General features: G+C 55.0%; 21 protein-coding genes. 12 read left to right on the plus strand and 9 right to left on the minus strand.

What is annotated here, in order from left to right; all coding sequences use genetic code 11:
• Positions 1–50 precede the first annotated feature (50 nt).
• Positions 51–1,496, plus strand: a complete 1,446-nt coding sequence (gene tldD, locus ACE38U_RS09755) for a metalloprotease TldD (protein ID WP_038478346.1) — start codon at positions 51–53, stop codon at positions 1,494–1,496.
• A gap of 18 nt (positions 1,497–1,514) precedes the next feature.
• Here the strand turns inward: tldD and aaeR are convergent, their stop codons facing one another.
• Positions 1,515–2,450 carry an HTH-type transcriptional activator AaeR gene (gene aaeR, locus ACE38U_RS09760; RefSeq protein ID WP_038478349.1) on the minus strand — a complete coding sequence of 312 codons (936 nt, stop codon included), beginning with the start codon at positions 2,448–2,450 and terminating at the stop codon, positions 1,515–1,517.
• Between the two features lie 177 nt (positions 2,451–2,627).
• Between aaeR and aaeX the strand changes: the two genes are divergently transcribed.
• The 5 genes from aaeX (at position 2,628) to ACE38U_RS09785 (ending at position 7,605) form a co-directional block, all read left to right on the plus strand.
• Positions 2,628–2,831: a p-hydroxybenzoic acid efflux pump operon protein AaeX gene (aaeX, locus tag ACE38U_RS09765; protein ID WP_008454892.1), complete on the plus strand. Its 204-nt coding sequence runs from the start codon at positions 2,628–2,630 to the stop codon at positions 2,829–2,831.
• A 7-nt stretch (positions 2,832–2,838) separates the two neighbouring features.
• On the plus strand, positions 2,839–3,771 hold the full coding sequence (gene aaeA / locus ACE38U_RS09770; protein WP_038478352.1) for a p-hydroxybenzoic acid efflux pump subunit AaeA: 933 nt from the start codon (positions 2,839–2,841) through the stop codon (positions 3,769–3,771).
• Between the two features lie 10 nt (positions 3,772–3,781).
• Positions 3,782–5,743 (plus strand): p-hydroxybenzoic acid efflux pump subunit AaeB, encoded by a 1,962-nt coding sequence (gene aaeB, locus ACE38U_RS09775; protein ID WP_176981495.1) that lies wholly within the window; start codon positions 3,782–3,784, stop codon positions 5,741–5,743.
• Between the two features lie 98 nt (positions 5,744–5,841).
• Positions 5,842–7,296, plus strand: a complete 1,455-nt coding sequence (locus ACE38U_RS09780) for an NAD-dependent succinate-semialdehyde dehydrogenase (protein WP_375529660.1) — start codon at positions 5,842–5,844, stop codon at positions 7,294–7,296.
• Between the two features lie 36 nt (positions 7,297–7,332).
• Positions 7,333–7,605, plus strand: a complete 273-nt coding sequence (locus ACE38U_RS09785) for a barstar family protein (RefSeq protein ID WP_038478361.1) — start codon at positions 7,333–7,335, stop codon at positions 7,603–7,605.
• Positions 7,606–7,676: 71 nt separating this feature from the next.
• Here the strand turns inward: ACE38U_RS09785 and yhcN (ACE38U_RS09790) are convergent, their stop codons facing one another.
• The 3 genes from yhcN (ACE38U_RS09790) to argR form a co-directional block, all read right to left on the minus strand.
• On the minus strand, positions 7,677–7,943 hold the full coding sequence (gene yhcN, locus ACE38U_RS09790) for a peroxide/acid stress response protein YhcN (protein WP_038478364.1): 267 nt from the start codon (positions 7,941–7,943) through the stop codon (positions 7,677–7,679).
• A gap of 124 nt (positions 7,944–8,067) precedes the next feature.
• Positions 8,068–8,331 carry a peroxide/acid stress response protein YhcN gene (gene yhcN / locus ACE38U_RS09795; protein WP_176981497.1) on the minus strand — a complete coding sequence of 88 codons (264 nt, stop codon included), beginning with the start codon at positions 8,329–8,331 and terminating at the stop codon, positions 8,068–8,070.
• Between the two features lie 374 nt (positions 8,332–8,705).
• The gene (gene argR, locus ACE38U_RS09800) at positions 8,706–9,176 is read right to left on the minus strand and encodes a transcriptional regulator ArgR (protein WP_038478370.1); all 471 of its coding nucleotides are present in this window, start codon (positions 9,174–9,176) and stop codon (positions 8,706–8,708) included.
• A gap of 484 nt (positions 9,177–9,660) precedes the next feature.
• Here argR and mdh point away from each other — a divergent pair, with 484 nt between their 5' ends.
• Complete coding sequence (gene mdh, locus ACE38U_RS09805; RefSeq protein WP_008454883.1) at positions 9,661–10,596, plus strand: malate dehydrogenase; 936 nt, start codon at positions 9,661–9,663, stop codon at positions 10,594–10,596.
• A 56-nt stretch (positions 10,597–10,652) separates the two neighbouring features.
• Here mdh and degS read toward each other — a convergent pair whose 3' ends face one another.
• From degS to zapG, 3 genes are all read right to left on the minus strand, one after another.
• Complete coding sequence (gene degS / locus ACE38U_RS09810) at positions 10,653–11,720, minus strand: outer membrane-stress sensor serine endopeptidase DegS (RefSeq protein WP_038478373.1); 1,068 nt, start codon at positions 11,718–11,720, stop codon at positions 10,653–10,655.
• 88 nt (positions 11,721–11,808) lie between these two features.
• The gene (gene degQ / locus ACE38U_RS09815; RefSeq protein ID WP_375529661.1) at positions 11,809–13,179 is read right to left on the minus strand and encodes a serine endoprotease DegQ; all 1,371 of its coding nucleotides are present in this window, start codon (positions 13,177–13,179) and stop codon (positions 11,809–11,811) included.
• A gap of 178 nt (positions 13,180–13,357) precedes the next feature.
• Positions 13,358–13,756 carry a Z-ring associated protein ZapG gene (zapG, locus tag ACE38U_RS09820; RefSeq protein WP_008454880.1) on the minus strand — a complete coding sequence of 133 codons (399 nt, stop codon included), beginning with the start codon at positions 13,754–13,756 and terminating at the stop codon, positions 13,358–13,360.
• 175 nt (positions 13,757–13,931) lie between these two features.
• Here zapG and zapE point away from each other — a divergent pair, with 175 nt between their 5' ends.
• The 5 genes from zapE to sspB all read left to right on the plus strand — a co-directional run bounded on the left by zapE (position 13,932) and on the right by sspB (position 17,590).
• On the plus strand, positions 13,932–15,056 hold the full coding sequence (zapE, locus tag ACE38U_RS09825) for a cell division protein ZapE (RefSeq protein ID WP_375529662.1): 1,125 nt from the start codon (positions 13,932–13,934) through the stop codon (positions 15,054–15,056).
• 227 nt (positions 15,057–15,283) lie between these two features.
• Complete coding sequence (gene rplM, locus ACE38U_RS09830; protein WP_038478381.1) at positions 15,284–15,712, plus strand: 50S ribosomal protein L13; 429 nt, start codon at positions 15,284–15,286, stop codon at positions 15,710–15,712.
• A 15-nt stretch (positions 15,713–15,727) separates the two neighbouring features.
• A complete protein-coding gene (rpsI, locus tag ACE38U_RS09835) occupies positions 15,728–16,120 on the plus strand; it encodes a 30S ribosomal protein S9 (protein ID WP_000829818.1) in 393 nt (130 codons plus the stop codon).
• Between the two features lie 321 nt (positions 16,121–16,441).
• Positions 16,442–17,083: a stringent starvation protein SspA gene (sspA, locus tag ACE38U_RS09840; RefSeq protein ID WP_038478394.1), complete on the plus strand. Its 642-nt coding sequence runs from the start codon at positions 16,442–16,444 to the stop codon at positions 17,081–17,083.
• 3 nt (positions 17,084–17,086) lie between these two features.
• Positions 17,087–17,590, plus strand: a complete 504-nt coding sequence (gene sspB, locus ACE38U_RS09845) for a ClpXP protease specificity-enhancing factor (protein WP_038478396.1) — start codon at positions 17,087–17,089, stop codon at positions 17,588–17,590.
• Positions 17,591–17,672: 82 nt separating this feature from the next.
• On the opposite strand, the gene ACE38U_RS09850 is transcribed toward sspB, so the two are convergent.
• On the minus strand, positions 17,673–19,091 hold the full coding sequence (locus ACE38U_RS09850; protein ID WP_038478399.1) for a glutamate synthase small subunit: 1,419 nt from the start codon (positions 19,089–19,091) through the stop codon (positions 17,673–17,675).
• 9 nt (positions 19,092–19,100) lie between these two features.
• Positions 19,101–23,561: a glutamate synthase large subunit gene (gene gltB / locus ACE38U_RS09855; protein WP_176981501.1), complete on the minus strand. Its 4,461-nt coding sequence runs from the start codon at positions 23,559–23,561 to the stop codon at positions 19,101–19,103.
• Between the last annotated feature and the right edge of the window lie 40 nt (positions 23,562–23,601).

Raw genomic sequence — 23,601 nt, forward strand, 5'->3', positions numbered from 1 at the left:
ATAAACCATTCCTCGCCCAATGGGCGATAAGCAATAAGAGTAGCGAAACGATGAGTCTTAACCTGGTAAGTGAGCAGTTGCTGTCTGCGAATGGCCTAACCCATCAAGATCTGTTTTCCATCCTCGGCCAGCTGTCCGAGCGCCGCCTCGACTACGGCGATCTCTATTTCCAGTCCAGCTATCATGAATCCTGGGTGCTGGAAGACCGCATCATTAAAGACGGTTCATGGAATATCGATCAGGGCGTTGGCGTTCGTGCGGTTAGCGGCGAGAAAACCGGGTTTGCCTACGCGGATCAAATTACTTTGCTGGCGCTGGAGCAGAGCGCTCATGCGGCTCGCAGCATCGTACGCGAGCAGGGCGATGGGCGTGCCCGCACGCTGGGTAACGTGCCGCACAGCGCGCTTTATACCAGCGCCGATCCGCTGCTCAGCATGACGCGTGAAGAGAAGCTCGACATCCTGAGACGCGTGGACAGCGTCGCACGCGCGGCAGACGCTCGCGTGCAGGAAGTGAGCGCCAGCCTGACGGGCGTTTATGAGCTGATTCTGGTGGCGGCTACGGACGGAACGCTGGCGGCGGATGTTCGCCCGCTCGTGCGCCTGTCTGTTAGCGTTCAGGTTGAAGAAGACGGCAAGCGCGAGCGCGGCGCAAGCGGCGGCGGCGGTCGTTTTGGCTATGAATATTTCCTGGAAAGCGTGAACGGTGAAGTTCGCGCTGATGCCTGGGCTAAAGAAGCTGTACGCATGGCAATGGTTAACCTGTCGGCCGTGGCGGCTCCTGCCGGCATGCTGCCGGTGGTGCTGGGCGCAGGCTGGCCTGGCGTCCTGCTGCACGAAGCGGTCGGTCACGGCCTGGAAGGCGACTTTAACCGCCGTGGCACCTCGGTCTTCAGCGGCCAGATGGGCCAACTGGTGGCTTCAGAACTGTGTACCGTGGTGGATGACGGCACGATGGCTAATCGCCGTGGTTCCGTTTCCATTGATGACGAAGGCGTGCCGGGGCAGTACAACGTGCTGATCGAAAACGGCATTCTTAAAGGTTACATGCAGGACAAGCTGAACGCTCGGCTGATGGGCGTAGCGCCGACAGGCAACGGTCGCCGCGAGTCTTACGCACATCTGCCTATGCCGCGTATGACCAATACCTACATGCTGGCGGGTAAATCTACCCCGCAGGAGATTATCGAGTCCGTGGACTACGGTATTTTTGCGCCAAACTTCGGCGGCGGCCAGGTCGATATCACCTCCGGCAAGTTTGTGTTCTCCACCTCCGAAGCCTACCTGATTGAAAAAGGGAAGGTCACGAAGGCGGTGAAAGGCGCCACGCTGATTGGCTCCGGCATTGAAACCATGCAGCAGATCTCGATGGTCGGTAACGATCTGGCGCTGGATAACGGCGTCGGCGTCTGCGGTAAAGAAGGGCAAAGCCTGCCGGTTGGCGTCGGCCAGCCAACCCTGAAGGTCGATAACCTGACCGTGGGCGGTACCGCTTAAGTTCATCTGGCAGCCGGGCTAGCCCCGGCTGTTTTCATTTCTCGCCCGCACGCCCTGAAAAAGCTGCGTCACCCGCACGAAATAATCCGTCAGATAGTTAATGCAGACCTCCACCTTCAGCGGCAGTTTGTCCTTCTCGGTATACAGTGCGTAAACCGGGCGTGGATCGGACTGATAGCGAGGGAACAGGATCTCCAACTCTCCGCTGTTGATCTCGTCGATCACCCACATCAGCGGCGCAAACCCGACTCCGGCACCGGCCTTAAGCCAGCGGCTTAACGTCATCGGATCGTTGGTGACAAAGCGACCATGCGGGATAACCTTGGTGGAAATCCCTTCCGGCGCGATAAGCTCAAACTCATTGTGCGGACGTACGCTGTATTCGAGCCAGGAATGGTTCGCCAGATCGGCGGGCTTTTCCGGCGTACCGTGAAGCTGCAGATAGTTTTTCGAGGCGCAGACCACCATCGGCATCGAACCCAGTTTGCGTGAAAACAGGCTGGAATCCTGCAGAGCACCTACGCGAATCACCAGGTCCAGGCCGTCGGCAATCAGGTCGGGAAAGGGAATACCCGTCACCAGATTTACGGTCAGGCCCGGGTACTCTCTCAGCATTTCGGTCGTCATGTCGGCGAGGACATTCTGTGCCATAGTTGAAGAGCTACCGATGCGCAGCGTGCCAATTGGCGTGTTGTTAAAGGCGTAGAGCTGCTCGTGGACTTCCTGCGCCTCGTGCAGCATTTTGCGGCAGCCCTGATAATAGATTTTGCCCGCTTCGGTCAGGCCGATGCTTCGGGTGCTGCGGTTGAGCAGTTTCACCTGCAGCTCATCTTCCAGTTTGGACACGATCTGGCTGATGGAAGAGACGCTCATTTGTAGCTGCCTTGCGGCGGCGGTGTAGGAGCCAAGTTCAACCACTTTGGCAAACACCGACATGCGTTTAAGTCGTTCCATTGTTCACTCTGAGTGAAAAGTGATTTAGATCACATATTATAGATAACAGGGTAACAGTTACGTTAATATATTATTATTAACATAACTCATACCGCACGCTCGCCCGCCTTTTCTGGCCTTTCCGTCGCGGTTTGTCGTCGAGTTATGTATCGCCTGCATTATCTTATCAAGGTCAAAATGAGTCTATTTCCGGTAATCGTAATATTCGGTCTTTCGTTTCCGCCGATATTCTTCGAGTTAATTCTGTCGCTCGCCGCGTTCTGGCTGGCGCGTCGGCTGCTGACCCCAACCGGCATCTATGATTTTGTCTGGCACCCTGCATTATTCAATACAGCGCTCTATTGCTGCCTTTTTTATCTGATTTCGCGTTTGTTCGTTTGAGGTTGATGTGAAAATACTAACAAGAAACATAACCCGTACCGCTATCACGCTTCTGCTGGTGCTGCTGGCCTTCATCGCTATTTTCCGGGCGTGGGTGTTTTATACCGAATCCCCGTGGACGCGTGACGCGCGTTTCACCGCTGACGTCGTCGCAATCGCGCCGGACGTGTCCGGACTTATCACTACCGTTGACGTTCATGACAACCAATTGGTGAAAAAAGACCAGGTGCTGTTTACCATCGACCAGCCTCGCTATCAAAAAGCGCTCGAACAGGCCGAAGCCGATGTGGCCTATTATCAGGCGCTGGCATCAGAGAAACGCCGTGAAGCCGGCAGGCGTAATACGCTTGGTATTCAGGCGATGTCGCGCGAAGAGATTGACCAGTCGAACAACCTGCTGCAAACCGTGTTGCACCAGCTGGATAAAGCGCAGGCGACGCGTGACCTGGCCAAACTCGATCTGCAGCGCACGGTTATTCGTGCCCCGGCTGACGGCTGGGTGACTAACCTTAACGTGCATACCGGCGAGTTTATTAATCGTGGCGCGACGTCCGTGGCGCTGGTGAAACAGAATTCATTCTACATCCTTGCCTACATGGAAGAGACCAAGCTTGAGGGGATTCGCCCGGGCTATCGCGTGCAGATTACTCCGCTTGGCAGCAACCGCGTGCTGCGCGGCAGCGTTGACAGCATTTCTGCCGGGGTGACTAACGCCAGCAGTACCAGCGATGCAAAAGGCATGGCGACGGTTGATTCTAACCTCGAGTGGGTTCGTCTTGCTCAGCGCGTGCCGGTCAGGATTCGCCTCGATGAACAGATGGGGAATTTGTATCCTGCCGGGACTACCGCGACCGTTGTAGTCACCGGTGAAAAAGACCGTAAAGCGGAAAATGACTCGGCGTTTATCAAGCTGATGCATCGCCTGCGCGAGTTCGGTTAAGCAGGCCGCTATGTATAACATTTCCAGGCTTCACCTCCGCTTTGCGATAAAGCTCGCCTTTGCCATCGTGCTGGCGGTGTTTGTCGGCTTCCATTTTGAGCTGGAAACGCCGCGTTGGGCGGTGCTGACCGCCGCCATTGTTGCAGCCGGGCCCGCCTTTGCCGCCGGCGGGGAGCCCTATTCCGGGGCGATACGCTACCGCGGGATGCTGCGTATTATCGGGACGTTTATCGGCTGTGCTGCCGCGCTGGTTATCATCATTACCCTGATTCGTGCGCCGGTCGTTATGCTGCTGGTGTGCTGTATCTGGGCCGGATTCTGCACCTGGATCTCTTCGCTTGTTCGCGTCGAAAACTCTTACGCCTGGGGGCTCGCTGGCTACACCGCGCTGATTATCGTGGTCACTATCCAGGTTGCTCCGCTGACTACGCCGCAGTTTGCCGTTGAGCGCTGCAGCGAAATCGTCATCGGGATTGTCTGTGCCATCGTCGCTGACCTGCTGTTCTCGCCGCGCTCGATCAAGCAGGAGATAGACCGGGAGCTGGACAACCTGCTGGTGGATCAGTACCGCCTGATGCAGCTTTGTATTGCCCACGGAGAGAAAGAAGAGGTCGATAAAGCCTGGAGCGGGCTGGTGCGTAAGGTGACCGCGCTCAACGGAATGCGCGCCAACCTGAATATGGAGTCTGCCCGCTGGTCGAAGGCCAATCGCCGCCTGAAAGCGATTAATACGCTTTCGCTGACGATGATCACTCAGGCCTGTGAAACGTTCCTCATTCAGAACACCCGACCGGAATACGTCACGCCGGAATTTCGACAGCTTTTCGCCGCCGAAGTGGAAACCGCCGACGACGTTTATAAGCGCATGAAGGTGTTGCGCAGGGCGATTTCCGTGATGGGCGAAAAGGCCACGCCGGTTACCATTGGCTCCTGGGTTTCGGCCTCTACCCGTTTTCTGCTGCTGAAGCGAGGCTTTATCAGTAATACCCGGGTCAGCGCGATTGAAGAGGAAGTGCTGAACGGCGAGGCTGTGGTGAAGGTAGAATCCGCCGAAGGCCACCACGCGATGATTAACTTCTGGCGTACGACGATTTCGTGCGTGCTCGGAAGTCTGTTCTGGCTGTGGACCGGCTGGACGTCCGGCAGCGGTGCCATGGTGATGATTGCGGTGGTTACCGCGCTGGCGATGCGCCTGCCTAACCCGCGGATGGTTTCGCTCGACTTCCTTTACGGCATGCTGGTGGCGCTGCCGCTGGGGGCGTTTTACTTCCTGGTTATTCTGCCGTCGACTCAGCAAAGTATGCTGTTGCTGTGCGTCAGCCTTGCCCTGCTCGGCTTCTTCATGGGGATTGAGGTACAAAAACGGCGATTGGGTTCAATGGGGGCGTTGGCCGGGACGATCAACATCATCGTGCTGGATAACCCGATGACTTTCCATTTCAGCACATTCCTGGACAGCGCGCTGGGGCAGATCGTCGGCTGCTTCCTGGCGATGATGGTGATCCTGCTGATCCGCGATAATTCCAAAGAGCGAACCGGCCGTACGCTGCTGAATCAGTTTGTCTCTGCTGCCGTTTCGGCGCTGACGACCAATAACGCTCGCCGCAAAGAGAACCATCTGCCCGCGCTGTATCAGCAGCTGTTTTTACTGCTGAATATGTTCCCCGGCGACATCGATCGTTATCGCCTGGCGCTGACCCTGATAATCGCTCATCAGCGCCTGCGGGATGCGCCTATCCCGGTGAATGACGATCTTTCTGCCTTCCACCGACAGCTGCGTAAAACGGCTGATAAAGTTATTTCTGCTAACAGCGATGATAAGCGAGAGCTCTATTACCAAAGGCTTTTAGGCGAGCTTGAAATCTATCAAGAGAAGCTTCGTCTGTGGGAAGCTCCGCTGCAGGTCACCGAGCCGGTGAAGCGGCTGGCGGACATTTTGCACCGCTATCGGCACACGCTAATTAACGCCTGAGCCCAACCCTTGCACTGAGAGCCGACGCCTGCGTCGGCTTTTTTCTATCTATACTTAACTGCGGTTACTGGGATGAACACTTAACAACAGGAGAAATTATGACGAATGAACCCCTCCAGCAAAGTGAGCTCTTCAAAACCGGATATCTGGTAGACGGCAAGTGGCACACGCTCGGTGAAACCTTTGATGTGCTGAATCCTGCGACGGGAGAAGTGGTGGCTAAAGTGGCGAAGGCAGGCAAGCACGAAGCCGAAGCCGCGATTGCTGCCGCCAGTAAAGCGTTCCCCGCCTGGCGGGAGAAAACCGCCAAACAGCGCTCTGAAATCCTCTATCGCTGGTTTGAACTCATTCTGAAAAACAAAAGCTGGCTCGCCAGGCTGATGACTCTTGAGCAGGGAAAGCCGCTCAAAGAGGCCGAAGGTGAAGTCGACTATGCGGCAAGCTTCATTCAATGGTTTGCTGAACAGGCCAAACGTGCGAACGGTGAAGTTATTCCTCCGGCCAGGCCTGGCTCTCGCATCCTGGCCACGCGCGAACCTGTCGGCGTTGTGGCGGCGATCACGCCGTGGAATTTCCCCATGGCTATGCTGACCCGCAAGCTCGGACCCGCTCTGGCCGCGGGCTGTACCGGAGTGATAAAACCTGCCAATAACACGCCTCTTTCCGCCTTTGCGCTGCTGGAGCTGGCAACGCAGGCAGGCGTGCCGAAAGGTGTACTTAACGCGGTGGCAGGGAACACGCAGGAAATCAGCGATGCCATTATGGCCAGCCAGCAGGTGCGCAAAATCTCCTTTACAGGTTCAACGGCGGTGGGCAAAACGCTGATGCGTAACGCTGCGGAAACAATGAAGAAAGTGTCGATGGAGCTGGGGGGCAATGCGCCTTATATCGTGTTTGATGATGCCGATATCGACGCTGCGGTGAAGGGAGCCATTGCCAACAAGTTCCGCAATGCGGGCCAGGTCTGCGTCAGCGTTAACCGCTTCTTTATCCAGCAGGGCGTGTACGACAGCTTTGTGAATAAGCTTGCGGAAGAGGTCAAAAAACTGAAGGTGGGCAATGGCCTGGAAGACGGCGTTGTCGTGGGGCCGCTGATTGAGTCGTCCGCGGTAGATAAGGTGCGTGAACACGTGGAGGACGCGCTGGCAAAAGGCGGTAAGGCGCTTGTCGGTGGTAAACCTCACCAGCTCGGCGGCAACTTTTGGCAGCCTACGGTCATCATCGACGCTAATGACGAGATGAAGCTGGCTAAGGAAGAGACATTTGGCCCGCTGGCGGCCTGCTTTAGCTTTAAAACGGAAGAGGAAGTTATCGAGCGGGCGAACAATACGCCATTTGGGCTTGCGGCTTATTTCTACACCCAGAACTTACAGCGCGTATTCCGCGTCTCACAGGCGCTGGAAAGTGGCATGGTTGGGATAAATGAATGCGCTGTCTCAACGGAGCTTGGGCCATTCGGCGGGGTGAAAGAGTCCGGGTTAGGGCGTGAAGGTTCCGTGCTGGGGCTGGAAGAGTTCCTGGAAGTGAAAACGTTACACATTGGCGGGCTTTAGCCCCACCGCTTGCTTTAAAGGGTCAGGACGGCAGCGATGAAAAAATTTACTTTTGATTTTAGCCACATCGACGACAACCCTGCTTTCTATCGCCAGTTTGCGGAGCAGCTCGCTTTGCGTAAGGAGCAGGTCCATGACCTGGATAGCCTGTGGGAAGTGGTCACGGCGTCAATGCTGCCGCTTCCCGTCGAGATCGAGTTTGCGCATTTACCGGAGAGCAAACGGCGCAGATTCGGCGCACTCATCCTGCTGTTTGACGAGGCTGAAGAGGAGCTGGAGGGCCAGCTTCGCTTTAATATCCACGGCTAATGCGTAAGGCGCAGGCATAAAAAAGCCCCCAGCGATCGGGGGCAAGGTCGTAGGACAAGTACGACGAGGGTTTATTTGTACAGCTCTGCTGTTGCGTGCCAGGTATCGCCGGAACGAGCTTCGGTAATACGGTAAGCAGAGGCACCTTGTTCAGTGGCTTTCTGGGACAATTCTTGACGCATATCCATTGGCGCGCTGCCAACCTGGCTGACTGAAATAGAGCCCATGGACTGCATACCCTGAGCTTGTTCATTGTTGACCTGGTGAGCTGCGGCGTTAGCGCCTAAAGAGATAACGGACAACAGGCTCAGTGCGGCGATAGTTAATTTGGTTTTCATAGTCTTTACTCCTGAAGGTTTAACGTGGCGGCCGGAAGGGCTTACTGGCATTTATTCTACTTAGGGCCGCCGAGGCATAACGTTTCTAACGACATCTATTCAACTGGCTTATGGCTAAGAACGATTATTTGTACAGTTCAGCCGTTGCATGCCAGTGTCCGCCGGTGCGAGCTTCGATAACGCGGTAAGCAGTAGCGCCGTTTTGTTCAGCTTTCTGGTTCAGCATTTCGTGCATATCCATTGGAGAACTGCCGATGTCATCGACCGAAACGGTCCCCAGTGACTGGCGGTCTTGCGCCTGCTGAGCGTTGATAGAGTCAGCGGCGAAAACGCCGAATGACAGGGCGGAGAGCAGGCTGGCGGTAACTAAAGTTGCTTTCATGTTCATGATTTCTTTCCTCGTCGTATTCTTTTGGTTGGGCCATCGTTCTGTGACCCTCATCACGAAATTAAGTATACACTAGTTACGGAAAAAATTAATACCCTGCTAATTGTTGCCTATGCAACTTTAAATTAATGGGACGATTTTTTATTACTATGAGTTATAAAAAAGACGTTTTTATCACGCCGTTTTTGTTAAATATAAGTAAAATCATATATATGGGTGAATTTAACTATTTGTGCGGTAGCACACAGAACAATGCCCTATAGAATGTTATTGAAGCCATTCCATACGCTGGATTGAGGTTTGTTAGCGGAAGATTACCGAATTTGGGGGAGCGCACCCGCCATAAGGTATGACGGGTGAGAGAAGATGAGGAATTAAAGCTCTTGTTCGAACAGTACCAGAATGGCTTCGTAAAGCTCTTTAACGGTGAAGTCGCTGGCAGGAGTGGTGAAGATAGTGTCGTCCCCGGCGATGGTGCCAAGAATACCTTCTGCTTTACCCAGAGAGTCCAGCAGGCGAGCGATGAGCTGAGCCGCGCCTGGACTTGTGTGAATGACCACGACCGCATCATTGTAGTCGATGTCCAGTACCAGGTTTTTTAGCGGGCTGGAGGTGGTTGGCACGCCCAGCTCGGCCGGAAGGCAGTAGACCATTTCCATTTTTGCATTACGGGTTCTTACCGCGCCGAATTTGGTCAGCATGCGGGAAACCTTGGACTGGTTGATGTTTTCAAAGCCTTCGTTTTGTAACGCCTGGACTATCTCACCCTGTGAGCTGAATTTCTCTTCTTTAAGTAATGCTTTGAAAGCCTTTACTAATTCTTCTTGTTTTGAGGAGTTACGCATAAATAACCTATCCTGGGTAAAAGAGATAACATTATTATGCATTTAAATGAATTATTATGCAAATTGTTCATCTTCCTTCAAGGCCCGGATTTACGGTTGCCTGAAAAGGGTGGGAGAAGCATCTGGCGGAAAACAGCCTGAAATAATGTTATGAAAGCGGGCGATTTTATCAAATTTCGTTATCGGCGAACATGCTTGCGTCACGACTCGCAAATAAGCCTCAAAGTAAACTAAATGTTATCAAAATGATGTTGTTTTGGTGTGCGCAGAGGGGTAATGTAACCGCCGTTGATGTAACCACATCAGGTCGTGACCGGGCGCTATGGCGTCGTTCCTCCCGGCGAGTAAATGCAGCAACGCGGTCGAGTATTGCTTTATCTCGCAATCTGGCGGCGGGAAGATTGTAATTATCTCCTCTCTGGATTATGGTCGCCACCGCATGGAGTTACGGCACGATTTTGCTAACCATAATAAGGAGTTTAGGATGAAAGTTGCAGTCCTCGGCGCAGCTGGCGGTATCGGCCAGGCGCTTGCCCTTCTACTTAAGACCCAACTGCCTTCAGGCTCAGAACTCTCTCTGTATGACATTGCGCCAGTAACCCCAGGGGTTGCGGTGGATCTGAGTCATATCCCGACTGACGTGAAAATCAAAGGTTTCTCCGGCGAAGATGCAACCCCGGCGCTGGTTGGCGCAGACGTGGTGCTTATCTCCGCGGGCGTAGCGCGTAAACCAGGTATGGATCGCTCCGACCTGTTCAACGTGAATGCCGGCATCGTGAAGAACCTGATCGAGCAAGTTGCGAAAACCGCACCTAAAGCCTGCATCGGTATTATCACTAACCCGGTTAACACCACCGTTGCTATTGCAGCAGAAGTGCTGAAAAAAGCGGGTGTCTACGATAAGAACAAACTGTTCGGCGTCACGACGCTGGATATCATCCGCTCCAACACCTTTGTTGCCGAGCTGAAAGGCAAACAGCCTACGGATATCGAAGTGCCGGTTATTGGCGGCCACTCTGGCGTGACCATTCTGCCGCTGCTGTCCCAGATCCCTGGCGTGAGCTTCACCGAGCAGGAAGTTGCTGACCTGACTAAACGCATCCAGAATGCGGGTACCGAAGTGGTTGAAGCGAAAGCCGGCGGCGGGTCTGCAACGCTGTCTATGGGCCAGGCTGCGGCTCGTTTTGGCCTGTCTCTGGTTCGCGCTCTTAAGGGCGAAAGCAACGTTGTTGAATGCGCTTACGTTGAAGGTGACGGCGAGCACGCACGTTTCTTCTCTCAGCCGCTGCTGTTGGGTAAAAACGGTATCGTTGAGCGTAAAGCTATCGGCACCCTCAGCGCGTTTGAGAAAAACGCGATGGAAGGCATGCTGGATACCCTGAAGAAAGATATCCAACTGGGCGAAGAGTTCGTTAAGTAACTGCCCCTGGATAAAAAAAACCGGAACTCAGGTTCCGGTTTTTTTATGCCTGCCGTTTAGCCACCGGCGGGGTATTCCTGGACCGTGACCTGCAGCGTGAGCTTTTTATCTTCACGCATGACTTCTACCGGAATCACGGAGCCTGGACGAATTTCCGCCACCTGGTCCATCGTTTCCAGCGCGGAGACGGCAGGCTTGTGGTTTACCGAAATAATCACGTCATTCACCTGAATGCCCGCGAGTGCGGCCGGACCGTCCGGTGATACCGCATTGACGATAATCCCCTGCAGCTGATCGATGCCGGTTGATGGGCCGTGCAGCGGGGTAATTTCTCTGCCGCCAATACCGATGTAGCCACGAATCACCCGGCCATCGCGGATCAGCTTATCCATTATCTTGGTCGCTAACTGGGTCGGTATCGCAAAGCCAATCCCTTCCGGCGTCTCGCCGTCATTGCTCTTGTCAAACGACAGCGTGTTGATGCCCATCAGCTCGCCCAGAGAGTTCACCAGCGCCCCGCCAGAGTTACCGCGGTTAATGGAGGCATCGGTCTGTAAGAACGACTGGCGACCCGAAGGGCTCAGGCCAATGCGGCCGGTGGCGCTGATAATGCCCTGAGTCACCGTCTGCCCGAGGTTGTAGGGATTACCAATAGCCATCACGACATCGCCAATATGCGGCTGACGTTTGCCATTAATAGGAATAATCGGCAGGTTGGTGGCGTTGATTTTCAGCACCGCGAGGTCGGTCAGGCTATCGGAGCCAATGAGCAGTGCTTCAAATACCCGTCCATCCTGGAGAGCGACGATGATCTGCTCTGCATCATTAATGACGTGCTTGTTGGTGATGATGTAGCCCCGCCCATCCATGATAACGCCAGAGCCGAGTGTCTTGATTTGGAGCTGGTTCTGACCGTTATTGCCGACGCTGCGGTTGTACACGTTGACCACAGCCGGGGCAGCACGACGTACCGCCGGATTAAAGCTCATCGGCGTTTCGTCTGCGCTGTCATATTGCGCAGGCGCAAGCGGACCAATGGCTTTGCGTAATGACGGCATCGCGAGCAGCAGCAGCCCCGCAACAATCAGCCCAATGACCACCGAACGTAAGATCTTTAGAAACATGAGTTTGAGTTAATGAGTGAGAGATCGACCGCAGAATAGCATGAGTTGAACGGACATCGTACAGACGATGTCCGTTTCTCTGCTTCCGTTAACGCAACAGCAAATAGAGGCTCTGTTCGCCGCGAACAACATGCAGCGCAATGACCGCGGGTTTGGCTTCAAGCACTTTACGCATTTCGGCGATGGTATGGATACGCTCGCGGTTAATGCCGATAATTACATCGTCTTTATGCAGGCCAACCTGAGCGGCGGGCGTACCTTTATCCACGTTATCCAGATGAATGCCTTTGCCGCCGTCTTTCAGCTGCCCATCGCTAAGGGTGGCCCCTTGCAGCGCAGGCAGGATCATTTCAGCGCTGGCCGAAGAGGCGGTGCTCTTATCCAGCGTCACGCTAACTTCCAGCGGCTTGCCGTCTCGCAGCAGGCCCAGCTTAACAACGGTGCCAGGCTCAGTTGTGGCAATTTTAGCCCTCAGTTCGGCAAAACTGTTCAGCGGGTTACCGTTCAGGCTGGTGATGATATCCCCGGCTTTGACGCCAGCTTTTGCTGAACCTGACTGCGGGAGTACTTCACTGACAAACGCGCCGCGCTGGGTTGAAAGGTTAAAGGCTTTGGCGATGTCAGAGTTCATCTCCATGCCTTTAATGCCCAGTAGGCCGCGTTTGATTTCACCAAACTCCATCAGCTGTTTGGCGAGGGTTTGCGCCATATTGCTGGGGATGGCGAAACCAATCCCTACGCTGCCGCCGCTTGGGGCAAGAATAGCGGTGTTAATGCCAATCAGTTCACCGTTCAGGTTCAGCAGCGCGCCGCCGGAGTTTCCGCGGTTGATTGAGGCGTCGGTCTGAATAAAGTTCTCCAGGCCTTCGAGATTAAGCCCGCTGCGGCCCAGCGCAGAAACAATACCGGAGGTTGCTGTTTGGCCCAGGCCAAAGGGGTTTCCTACCGCAACGGCAAAGTCGCCCACTTTGAGCTTGTCAGAGTCGGCAACTTTGATTTCGGTCAGCCCTGAAGCATTCTGCAGCTGAATCAGAGCGATATCGCTCTGATCGTCTCCGCCGATAAGTTTGGCATCAAACTCACGCCCGTCGTTCAGCTGCACGCTAATTTTTTGGGCCTGGTTGATCACGTGGTTATTGGTCAGGACATAGCCTTTAGCGGCGTTAATGATGACGCCGGAACCTAAGCCTTCGAATTGCTGTGGCGTGTCGGAGGGCGCATCATCCCCGTAGAATTTCTTGAACTCTTCCGGCACCTTCTGGCCTGAGGCCGAAGCGGTACCTTCTACCCTTACGCTGACAACCGCCGGCAGCACTTTTTCCAGCATCGGCGCAAGGCTCGGCAACGCCGGCTGGCCTGGAACCTGGGAAGGCAGTGACGCGTTCGCCAGAGGGGATACGCCGAGCGTCAGACCGACGCTTAACGCTAATGCACTCCACAGCCGTGTTTGTTTCTTCATTGGATGCTGGCTCTCGTCACCTGGAAAAAGGAATACCCACTAACGCAATCGATGTTATTGAAATATCAATCGACTCACAATGGCGTAATAGGGAAGCAAAAGACAATTAAATGATAGCTGGGTCAGGGAAGGATGGGGGGCACATGAACCGTGCCCCGGAAAAAATCTGAAACAGGGATTAATCGCGTTTTGCACCGGCGCGCAGCAGACCAGAAGCACCGTCTGAATAGTCACGCGGCATCTGAACCGGAGCCTGATCGTTACCGGCTTCGGATTCGGCGAGACGGTTGCGGAACGGATTGGCTTCCGCCGTCATTTCCGGCAGCAGGCTGCTGGAGCTTTTTGCCATGTGCTGATAAAGCTGGCGATAATCGTGCGCCATGTTGTCCAGCAGCTCGGCGCTGCGGGCAAAGTGGCTGACTAACTCTTCGCGGTACTCTTCAAGCTCCGCTTTGTTCTTTTCCAGCTCATACTGCAGAGCTTGCTGCTGGCGCAGCTTACGGTTGCCGAAACGCATGGCTACGGCGCCGATAATAAGGCCCACCACTAACCCAATAAGCGCATATTCCCAAGTCATGAACTTCTCCCGTTATCTTGTGATTCCGTAGGGTAATGTAGCCACTATAACCGTTAACCGAAGAGAAGTGGAATCCTGACGCAGCATCGCTTAGGGTAGAACGGCCTTTTTTTCGACAACCTGCTCGAAAATGGCAGTGAACGGCTATCCGATTATAAAGGGAAGATAAAATACCATGCAAAATCTCTCTCCTGCATCGCGCTACCAGCAGGCCCTGGCAGAAGGCAGCTTCCAACCTGATGAAGTACAGCGCGAAGCGATTATGCGCCTGGACGCTATCTGGCATGCGTTGTCCGCTGCGCCAACGCCGGTGTCGTCAGGCGGTTTACTGAGTACATTTGGCAAGTTATTTGGTAAAAAAGAGGCCCAGGCTGAGCAGGAGCCCGCGCGTGGCCTGTATATGTGGGGAGGCGTGGGGCGTGGTAAAACCTGGCTGATGGATATGTTTTTTCAGAGCCTGCCGGGAGAACGTAAGCTTCGGCTGCACTTCCACCGTTTTATGCTTAGGGTTCATGAGGAGCTGGCGCAGCAGCAGGGACACACCGATCCGCTGGAAATTATTGCCGACGGTTTTAAAGCTGAGGCGGACGTGCTGTGCTTTGATGAGTTTTTTGTCTCCGACATCACCGATGCGATGCTGCTTGGCACATTAATGAAAGCGCTTTTTGCTCGCGGTATCACGCTGGTGGCAACGTCGAACATTCCGCCGGATGATTTGTATCGCAATGGGCTCCAGCGCGCACGTTTCTTACCGGCTATCGAAGCGATTAAACGCTATTGCGATGTGATGAACGTCGATGCCGGGATTGACTATCGTCTGAGGACATTGACCCAGGCGCATCTCTGGCTTTCGCCGCTTAACGATGAGTCTGCTCAGCAGATGGAGAAGCTTTATACGGCGCTTGCGGGCGCTAAACGTGAGGGCGGCCCGGTGCTGGAGATTAATCACCGTCCTCTGGCGACGCTCGGCATGGCTAATCAGACGCTGGCGGCCGACTTTACCACGCTGTGCGTGGACGCCCGCAGCCAGCATGATTACATCGCGCTTTCTCGTCAGTTTCATACCGTCATGCTGTTCAATGTACCGGTGATGACCCCGCTGATGGAAAGTGAGGCACGCCGCTTTATCGCTCTGGTGGACGAATTCTACGAGCGCCACGTGAAGCTGGTTGTGTCTGCAGAGACTGAGCTATTCAATATTTATCAAGGGGAAAGGCTGAAATTTGAGTTCCAGCGCTGCCTTTCCAGGCTGCAGGAAATGCAAAGTGAAGAGTATTTGCGCCGCGCTCATCTGCCCTAAAGATGAATATGTGATATCAACGACAAATTGTGGTCGATCTTTGAGGGCGACTTCTCTATAATCTTGCGACCCCACGTTACAACCAAAGTTTTTTTCCCAAAACTTTTGTCGTGCCGGCATAGGCTATTCGAAGGGGTAGGTTTGCTGGACAATGTCGCGTGAACCTCAACTGATTTTAAACGTTTGGGTGTTCACCAACGTGTAACTATATATTGGGTAAGCTTTTAATGAAAACTTTTACAGCTAAACCAGAAACTGTACAGCGCGACTGGTATGTTGTTGATGCTGAAGGTAAGACCTTAGGTCGTCTGGCTTCTGAACTGGCTCGCCGTCTGCGCGGTAAGCACAAAGCGGAATACACTCCGCACGTTGATACTGGTGATTACATCATCGTTCTGAACGCTGACAAAGTTGCTGTAACCGGCAACAAGCGTACTGACAAAGTGTACTACCATCACACCGGCCACATCGGTGGTATCAAACAAGCGACCTTTGAAGAGATGATTGCCCGCCGTCCTGAGCGTGTGATTGAAATCGCGGTTAAAGGCATGCTGCCAAAGGGCCCGCTGGGTCGTGCAATGTTCCGTAAACTGAAAGTTTACGCGGGCACCGAGCACAACCACGCGGCACAGCAACCGCAAGTTCTGGACATTTAATCGGGATTATAGGCAATGGCTGAAAATCAATACTACGGCACTGGTCGCCGCAAAAGTTCCGCAGCTCGCGTGTTTATCAAACCGGGCAACGGCAAAATCGTTATCAACCAACGTTCTCTGGAACAGTACTTCGGTCGTGAAACTGCCCGCATGGTAGTTCGTCAGCCGCTGGAACTGGTCGACATGGTTGAGAAACTGGATCTGTACATCACCGTTAAAGGTGGTGGTATCTCTGGTCAGGCTGGTGCGATCCGTCACGGTATCACCCGCGCTCTGATGGAGTATGATGAGTCCCTGCGTTCCGAGCTGCGTAAAGCTGGCTTCGTTACCCGTGATGCTCGTCAGGTTGAACGTAAGAAAGTCGGTCTGCGTAAAGCACGTCGTCGTCCTCAGTTCTCCAAACGTTAATTGTTCTCTGCTTACGCAGAAAGGCAATTGGCAAAAACCCGGTCTTCGTACCGGGTTTTTTTATGCCCGTAATTTATATTATTGCTTCTAACTTTTTGAAATGCTTTGCCTTTTAGGCAAATTCAATCTGTGACCACCACAAAACCGGTAAAATCTGGTAAACTATCAACCAATTTTCTGCCCAAATGTCGGCATCAGGTTGTTTTCGCCACGCTTTAAGGCGTAAGCGGTGCTCCGGCGAAGCATTGGGTAATAAACGGTCAGGTTAGTCGCCGCTTGCGGCTATTAGCAGTAATTTTCTGGATAAACTTGGAGGTTTTCATGGCTGTCGCTGCCAACAAACGTTCGGTGATGACGCTGTTTTCCGGTCCTACTGACATCTACAGCCATCAGGTGCGCATCGTACTGGCTGAGAAAGGTGTTAGCGTTGAAATTGAGCATGTGGAAACGGATAACCTGCCTCAGGATCTGATTGACCTCAACCCAAATCACAGCGTACCGACCCTGGTTGACCGCGAGCTGACGCTGTGGGAATCCCGCATCATCATGGAATACCTTGATGAGCGTTTCCCGCATCCACCTTTGATGCCGGTTTACCCGGTAGCACGTGGTGAAAGCCGTCTGTACATGCATCGCATTGAGAAAGACTGGTACACCCTGATGAACGTGGTGATGAAAGGCTCCGCGCAGGAAGCGGACGCGGCGCGTAAGCAGCTGCGTGAAGAGCTGTTGAGCATCGCACCGGTGTTCACCCAGAAGCCTTTCTTCCTGAGCGACGAGTTCAGCCTGGTAGACTGCTACCTGGCTCCGCTGCTGTGGCGTCTGCCGCAGATGGGCATTGAGCTGACAGGCGCAGGTTCTAAAGAGATGAAAGGGTATATGACCCGCGTCTTCGAACGTGATTCCTTCCTCGCCTCTTTGACCGAACCTGAGCGCGAAATGCGTCTGCAGACTCGAGGCTAAGTGATGGATATGTCGCAGCTGTCGCCGCGCCGTCCTTACCTGTTGCGCGCCTTCTATGAGTGGCTGCTGGATAACCAGCTCACTCCGCATCTGGTGGTAGATATTACGCTGCCGGATGTACAGGTGCCGATGGAGTATGCGCGAGACGGGCAAATTGTGCTGAACATCGCGCCGCGCGCCGTGGGCAACCTGGAGTTGGCCAATGACGAAGTGCGCTTTAACGCGCGTTTCGGCGGTGTACCGCGCCAGGTGAACGTCCCAATGGCTGCCGTTCTGGCTATCTATGCGCGTGAGAACGGTGCAGGCACGATGTTTGAGCCAGAAGCGGGCTATGATGAAGACGCTGAAAGCCACAACGACGATCGCTCTGATGCAGGCGAACCGGAAACGGTGATGCAGGTTATTGATGGCGATCGCCCGGATCACGGCGATGACGACAATAACCCGGATGACGATCCGCCGCCGCCGCCTCGCGGTGGTCGCCCCGCACTGCGCGTGGTGAAATAACAAAAAGCCAGTCGAAAGACTGGCTTTTTTTATGGTGCGATGGCGGCTAAATCTGGCGACCAAAGCCGCCAGGTTTTAACGCTTATACCTCGAGGAAGTTCAGGATCCCGTCGGCGGCTTTGCGCCCTTCAGCAATGGCCGTCACCACCAGATCGGAACCGCGAACGGCATCGCCACCGGCGAAGATTTTCGGGTTGCTGGTCTGGAAAGCGTTCTCACTGCCTTCAGGCGCGATGATGCGACCCTGGCTGTCCAACTCAACGCTATGCTGTTCCAGCCACGTCATGCTGTGAGGGCGGAAGCCAAACGCCATAACGACCGCATCGGCAGCCAGAACGTGTTCAGAGCCGGCTACGATTTCCGGACGACGGCGGCCTTGAGCATCTGGCGCGCTTAGTTCGGTACGCGCAACCTTCACGCCACAAACGCGGCCGTTAGCGTTAATTTCAACGCCCAGTGGCTGCAGGTTGAACTGGAACTCCACGCCTTCTTCACGCGCGTTTTTCACTTCGCGTTTGGAGCCCGGCATGTTCTCTTCGTCACGGCGGTAGGCACAAATTACGTGGCCTGCGCCCTGGCGGATGGAAGTGCGTACACAGTCCATGGCGGTATCACCGCCGCCCAGCACAACGACACGTTTGCCTTCCATGCTGATGTACGGCTCTTCAGCCGTTTCAGCAAAGCCCATAATCTGCTTAGTGTTAGCGATGAGGAACGGCAGGGCGTCATAAACGCCAGGCGCGTCTTCATTCTCTAAACCACCACGCATTGACTGATAGGTGCCGACGCCCAGGAACACTGAGTCATATTCGCTGAGCAGCTCGTCCATCTGTACGTCACGGCCAACTTCGGTATTGAGTTTGAATTCAATCCCCATCCCGCTGAAGATTTCGCGGCGTTTGGTCATCACCTCTTTTTCCAGCTTGAACGCCGGAATACCGAAGGTCAGCAGGCCGCCGATTTCTGGATGCCTGTCGTAAACCACCGCCTTCACGCCGTTACGCGCCAGCACGTCCGCACAGGCAAGCCCCGCAGGGCCTGCGCCGATAATAGCCACGCGCTTACCTGTTTGCTTCACGCCGGTCAGATCCGGTTTCCAGCCCATCTCAATCGCTTTATCGTTGATATAGCGCTCGATGTTGCCGATGGTTACCGCCCCGAACTCGTCGTTTAGCGTACAGGAGCCTTCGCAAAGGCGGTCCTGAGGACAGACGCGGCCGCATACTTCCGGCAGGCTGTTGGTCTGGTGAGACAGCTCGGCTGCCTCAATGATGCGACCCTCATTGGCCAGTTTCAGCCAGTTTGGAATGTAGTTGTGAACCGGACACTTCCACTCACAGTACGGGTTGCCGCAGGAGAGACAGCGGTCGGCCTGCGCCTTGGCCTGCCCTTCAGAGAATGGCTCGTAAATTTCCACAAATTCAATTTTGCGGATCTTCAGCGGCTTCTTCGGCGGATCAACGCGCTGCAAGTCGATAAATTGATAAACGTTTTGACTCATCGTGACCTCTTACTGCGCCTGCACCCGCAGCTCGGCTGCGGAACGACTGCGGTGACCCAACAATGCTTTGACATCACTGGACTTCGGTTTAACCAGGGTGAATTTGGAGGCGAACGTCGGCCAGTTAGCCAGAATCTCCTCGCCGCGCTGGGAGCCGGTCAGCTGAACGTGTTCGGTTATCATGCCGCGCAGATGCTCTTCATGAATCGCCAGCTCTTCCACATCCAGTAATTCAACCAGTTCAGGGTTCACGCGTTTACGGAACTCACCGTCTTCATCCAGCACGTAGGCGAAGCCGCCCGTCATGCCGGCCCCGAAGTTAACCCCGGTTTTGCCAAGAATACAGACGATACCGCCGGTCATGTATTCACAGCCGTTATCGCCAATGCCTTCAACTACGGTGATGGCACCGGAGTTACGCACCGCGAAACGCTCACCTGCGCGGCCTGCGGCATAGAGTTTGCCACCGGTAGCGCCATACAGGCAGGTGTTGCCGATAATCGTCGCTTCATGGCTACGGAAGGCTGAGCCTACCGGAGGGCGCAGAGAAATCAGGCCGCCCGCCATGCCTTTGCCTACATAGTCGTTAGCATCGCCGGTCAGGTGAAGCTCCACGCCGCCTGCGTTCCAGACGCCGAAGCTCTGGCCCGCGGTGCCGCTAAAGTGCGCCTTGATTGGGTCAGACGCCAGCCCCTGGTCGCCATGCTGCTGGGCGATGTAGCCGGAGAGGGAAGCCCCAACGGAACGATCGGTGTTGCGGATATCAAACCAGAAGGTTTTGCTCTGTTTGTCATCCACGTACGCCTGCGCCTGGTTCAGCAGCTGTGCGTTAAGGTCGCCCTTATCGAACGGCGGGTTATGCTCGGTGCAGTACACCGCTTTGCCCGGCATAGGTTCAGCCGTTTTTAGCAGGGCGGAGAGATCCAGCTTCTGCTGCTTAGCGGTAAACCCGTCCAGCTCTTTCAGCAGGTCGGTACGACCAATCAGGTCGACCAGACGCTTCACGCCGAGCAGCGCCATCAGTTCGCGGGTTTCGCGAGCGATGAACTCAAAGTAGTTGGTCACTTTGAACGGCAGGCCGTGGTAGTGGTTCTTACGCAGCTTGTCATCCTGAGTTGCCACGCCGGTTGCGCAGTTGTTCAGGTGGCAGATTCGCAGGTATTTACAGCCCAGCGCAACCATTGGCCCGGTGCCGAAGCCGAAGCTTTCTGCGCCAAGGATGGCCGCTTTAATGATGTCGAGGCCGGTTTTCAGGCCGCCGTCCACCTGCAGGCGAATTTTATGACGCAGGCCGTTAGCCACCAGAGCCTGCTGGGTTTCCACCAGGCCAAGCTCCCACGGGCAGCCCGCGTATTTCACGGACGATAGCGGGCTTGCGCCGGTGCCGCCGTCGTAGCCGGCAATAGTGATCAGGTCGGCATAGGCTTTGGCTACGCCCGTCGCGATGGTGCCGACGCCCGGTTCGGAAACCAGCTTCACGGAGATCATCGCCTTCGGGTTAACCTGTTTCAGGTCGAAAATCAGCTGCGCCAGATCCTCGATAGAGTAGATATCGTGGTGAGGCGGAGGTGAAATCAGCGTCACGCCCGGTACGGAGTAGCGCAGCTTAGCGATATAAGGCGTGACCTTATCACCCGGCAGCTGGCCGCCTTCGCCCGGTTTCGCGCCCTGCGCGACTTTAATCTGGATAACGTCGGCGTTGACCAAATAAGCTGGCGTGACGCCGAAGCGGCCGGAAGCCACCTGCTTGATACGGGACACTTTATTGGTGCCGTAGCGAGCCGGATCTTCACCGCCTTCGCCGGAGTTAGAGTTCCCGCCGATGCTGTTCATCGCTTCAGCCAGGGATTCGTGCGCTTCCGGGCTCAGGGCACCGATGGACATCGCCGCGGTATCGAAGCGCTTGAACAGATCGGTTGCTGGCTCAACGTCTTCAATTTTGACGGATTCGTCCTGCGGGTTCAGCGCAAGCATATCGCGCAGCGTAGCGACCGGACGCTCGTTAACCAGCTTCGCATACTGCTGATAGTCGGCGTATTCGCCGCTCTGCACCGCTTTTTGCAGCGTCTGCACAACGTCCGGGTTGTAGGCGTGGTATTCCCCACCGTGAACGAACTTAAGCTGACCGCCCTGATCCAATGGTTTACGCACCAGCCAGGCACGTTTGGACAGGTTCAGCAGGTCCTGCTGGAAGTCGCCAAAGCCTGCGCCGCCGATGCGGCTGACCGCACCCTGGAAGCAAAGCTCTGAAACTTCTTTGTGCAGGCCAACGGCTTCGAACAGCTTAGAGCAACGGTAAGAGGCGATAGTCGAGATGCCCATTTTGGACATGATCTTGTACAGGCCTTTGTTGATTCCGTTACGGTAGTTCTGCATCACGACGCGATAGTTTTTGTCGATAGCGCCGTTGTCGACCAGCTTCGCCAACGTTTCATAGGCGAGGTACGGATAGATGGCGGTCGCACCGAAGCCCAGCAGCACGGCAAAGTGGTGCGGGTCGCGGGCGCTGGCGGTTTCAACGATGATGTTGGCGTCACAGCGCAGGCTCTTCTCAACAAGACGAGTCTGGATGGCGCCCACGGCCATCGGGGCCGGAACCGGCAGGCGATTTTTCGCAATGTTGCGGTCGGACAGCACCAGCAACACGGTGCCATTGCGTACCATGCGTTCAGCTTCGTCGCAGAGCGCCATCACCGTTTCGTGCAGTGATTTCTCGGTCACGTCATAAGTGATGTCGAGCGTATCGGCGCGATAGTGTTCTTCTTCAAGCGTGGTGAGCTGCTGGAAATCAGACCACAGCAGAATCGGCGATTTGAAGCTCAGGCGGTGCGCCTGGCCTTCTGCTTCACAGAAGACGTTCATCTCGCGACCAATGCTGGTGGCCAGGGACATCACGTGTGCTTCACGCAGCGGATCGATTGGCGGGTTGGTGACCTGCGCGAACTGCTGGCGGAAGTAATCGTAAATAATGCGTGGCTGGCTGGAAAGCACGGCAAACGGCGTGTCATCGCCCATTGACCCCACCGCTTCCTGGCCGTTTTCGCCCAGAACGCGAATCACTGAATCCAGCTCTTCGCTGCTGTAGTTAAACTGCTTCTGGTAGCTGGCGAGCGTGTCGTCGTCCAGCTCTCTCGCGCCCACTTTTTCGTCCGGCAGATCTTCAAACGGCACCAGACGACGCACGTTGTTCTCCATCCACTCTTTATACGGATGGCGGCTTTTCAGCTCGGCATCGGTTTCAGCGGAATGCAGAATACGGCCAATACGGGTGTCGATAACCATCAGCTCGCCCGGGCCAACGCGGCCTTTTTCAACCACTTCGTCCGGCTGGTAGTCCCAGATCCCGACTTCAGAGGCACAGGTGATGAGCTTGTCTTTGGTGATGACGTAGCGCGCCGGGCGCAGGCCGTTACGGTCCAGGTTACAGGCAGCGAAGCGCCCGTCTGACATCACGATACCGGCCGGGCCGTCCCACGGCTCCATGTGCATGGAGTTAAAGTCGAAGAAGGCACGCAGCTCAGGATCCATGTTCGGGTTGTTCTGCCATGCAGGCGGAACAAGCAGACGCATGGCGCGTACGATATCCATCCCGCCCGCCAGCAGCAGCTCAAGCATGTTGTCCATGGAGCTGGAGTCGGAGCCGGTTTCGTTCACGAACGGCGCGGCGTCGTGCAGATCGGGGATCAGCGGCGTCTGGAATTTATAGGTACGAGCGCGGGCCCACTGGCGGTTACCGGTAATGGTGTTGATTTCGCCGTTATGCGCCAGATAGCGGAACGGCTGAGCCAGCGGCCAGCGCGGCACGGTGTTGGTGGAGAAACGCTGGTGGAACAGGCAAATGGCCGATTCCAGGCGCAGGTCCGCCAGGTCCAGGTAGAAGCGCGGCAGGTCAGCCGGCATACACAGACCTTTATAGATGTTCACCAGGTTAGACAGGCTACAGATATAGAAGTCTTTATCTTCCTGGATGCGTTTTTCGATACGGCGACGGGCGATAAACAGGCGGCGTTCCATATCACGAGGGCGCCAGCCCGCCGGGGCGTTAACGAAAATTTGTTCAATACGTGGCAGAGAGGAGAGGGCGATTTCACCGAGCACGTCTTTGTTCAGCGGCACTTCACGCCAGCCAACAATAGACAGAGTTTCGTTTTGCAGCTCTTCTTCAACAATGCGGCGGCTGGCGCGAGCAAGCGCGTCATCCTGGCTTAAGAAAATCATGCCAACGGCATAGTTCTTGGCCAAACGCCAATTGCGTTCTTCTGCAACAATGCGGAAGAAACGATCTGGTTTTTGCAGCAGCAGGCCACAACCGTCGCCGGTTTTACCGTCGGCCAGGATGGCCCCACGGTGCTGCATACGGGCTAGCGCGTGAATAGCGGTACGCACTACCTTGTGGCTAGGTTCGCCTTCTATGTGGGCGATCAGGCCGAAACCACAGTTATCCTTCTCAAGGGATTTATCGTACAACATATCAGTGAACCTCCCCAGGCTCTACGTTACTCCCAACCGT

The organism is Cedecea selenatireducens (genome assembly GCF_042138895.1).
In the GTDB taxonomy this organism is placed as follows: Bacteria; Pseudomonadota; Gammaproteobacteria; order Enterobacterales; family Enterobacteriaceae; genus Cedecea; species Cedecea selenatireducens.

Bases quoted from the DNA above. Each gene is read 5' to 3' on its own strand.
- tldD (WP_038478346.1), top strand. From the start codon at position 51: ATGAGTCTTAACCTGGTAAGTGAGCAGTTGCTGTCTGCGAATGGCCTA.
- aaeR (WP_038478349.1), bottom strand. From the start codon at position 2,450: ATGGAACGACTTAAACGCATGTCGGTGTTTGCCAAAGTGGTTGAACTT.
- aaeX (WP_008454892.1), top strand. From the start codon at position 2,628: ATGAGTCTATTTCCGGTAATCGTAATATTCGGTCTTTCGTTTCCGCCG.
- aaeB (WP_176981495.1), top strand. From the start codon at position 3,782: ATGTATAACATTTCCAGGCTTCACCTCCGCTTTGCGATAAAGCTCGCC.
- ACE38U_RS09780 (WP_375529660.1), top strand. From the start codon at position 5,842: ATGACGAATGAACCCCTCCAGCAAAGTGAGCTCTTCAAAACCGGATAT.
- ACE38U_RS09785 (WP_038478361.1), top strand. From the start codon at position 7,333: ATGAAAAAATTTACTTTTGATTTTAGCCACATCGACGACAACCCTGCT.
- yhcN (WP_038478364.1), bottom strand. From the start codon at position 7,943: ATGAAAACCAAATTAACTATCGCCGCACTGAGCCTGTTGTCCGTTATC.
- yhcN (WP_176981497.1), bottom strand. From the start codon at position 8,331: ATGAACATGAAAGCAACTTTAGTTACCGCCAGCCTGCTCTCCGCCCTG.
- argR (WP_038478370.1), bottom strand. From the start codon at position 9,176: ATGCGTAACTCCTCAAAACAAGAAGAATTAGTAAAGGCTTTCAAAGCA.
- mdh (WP_008454883.1), top strand. From the start codon at position 9,661: ATGAAAGTTGCAGTCCTCGGCGCAGCTGGCGGTATCGGCCAGGCGCTT.
- degS (WP_038478373.1), bottom strand. From the start codon at position 11,720: ATGTTTCTAAAGATCTTACGTTCGGTGGTCATTGGGCTGATTGTTGCG.
- degQ (WP_375529661.1), bottom strand. From the start codon at position 13,179: ATGAAGAAACAAACACGGCTGTGGAGTGCATTAGCGTTAAGCGTCGGT.
- zapG (WP_008454880.1), bottom strand. From the start codon at position 13,756: ATGACTTGGGAATATGCGCTTATTGGGTTAGTGGTGGGCCTTATTATC.
- zapE (WP_375529662.1), top strand. From the start codon at position 13,932: ATGCAAAATCTCTCTCCTGCATCGCGCTACCAGCAGGCCCTGGCAGAA.
- rplM (WP_038478381.1), top strand. From the start codon at position 15,284: ATGAAAACTTTTACAGCTAAACCAGAAACTGTACAGCGCGACTGGTAT.
- rpsI (WP_000829818.1), top strand. From the start codon at position 15,728: ATGGCTGAAAATCAATACTACGGCACTGGTCGCCGCAAAAGTTCCGCA.
- sspA (WP_038478394.1), top strand. From the start codon at position 16,442: ATGGCTGTCGCTGCCAACAAACGTTCGGTGATGACGCTGTTTTCCGGT.
- sspB (WP_038478396.1), top strand. From the start codon at position 17,087: ATGGATATGTCGCAGCTGTCGCCGCGCCGTCCTTACCTGTTGCGCGCC.
- ACE38U_RS09850 (WP_038478399.1), bottom strand. From the start codon at position 19,091: ATGAGTCAAAACGTTTATCAATTTATCGACTTGCAGCGCGTTGATCCG.
- gltB (WP_176981501.1), bottom strand. From the start codon at position 23,561: ATGTTGTACGATAAATCCCTTGAGAAGGATAACTGTGGTTTCGGCCTG.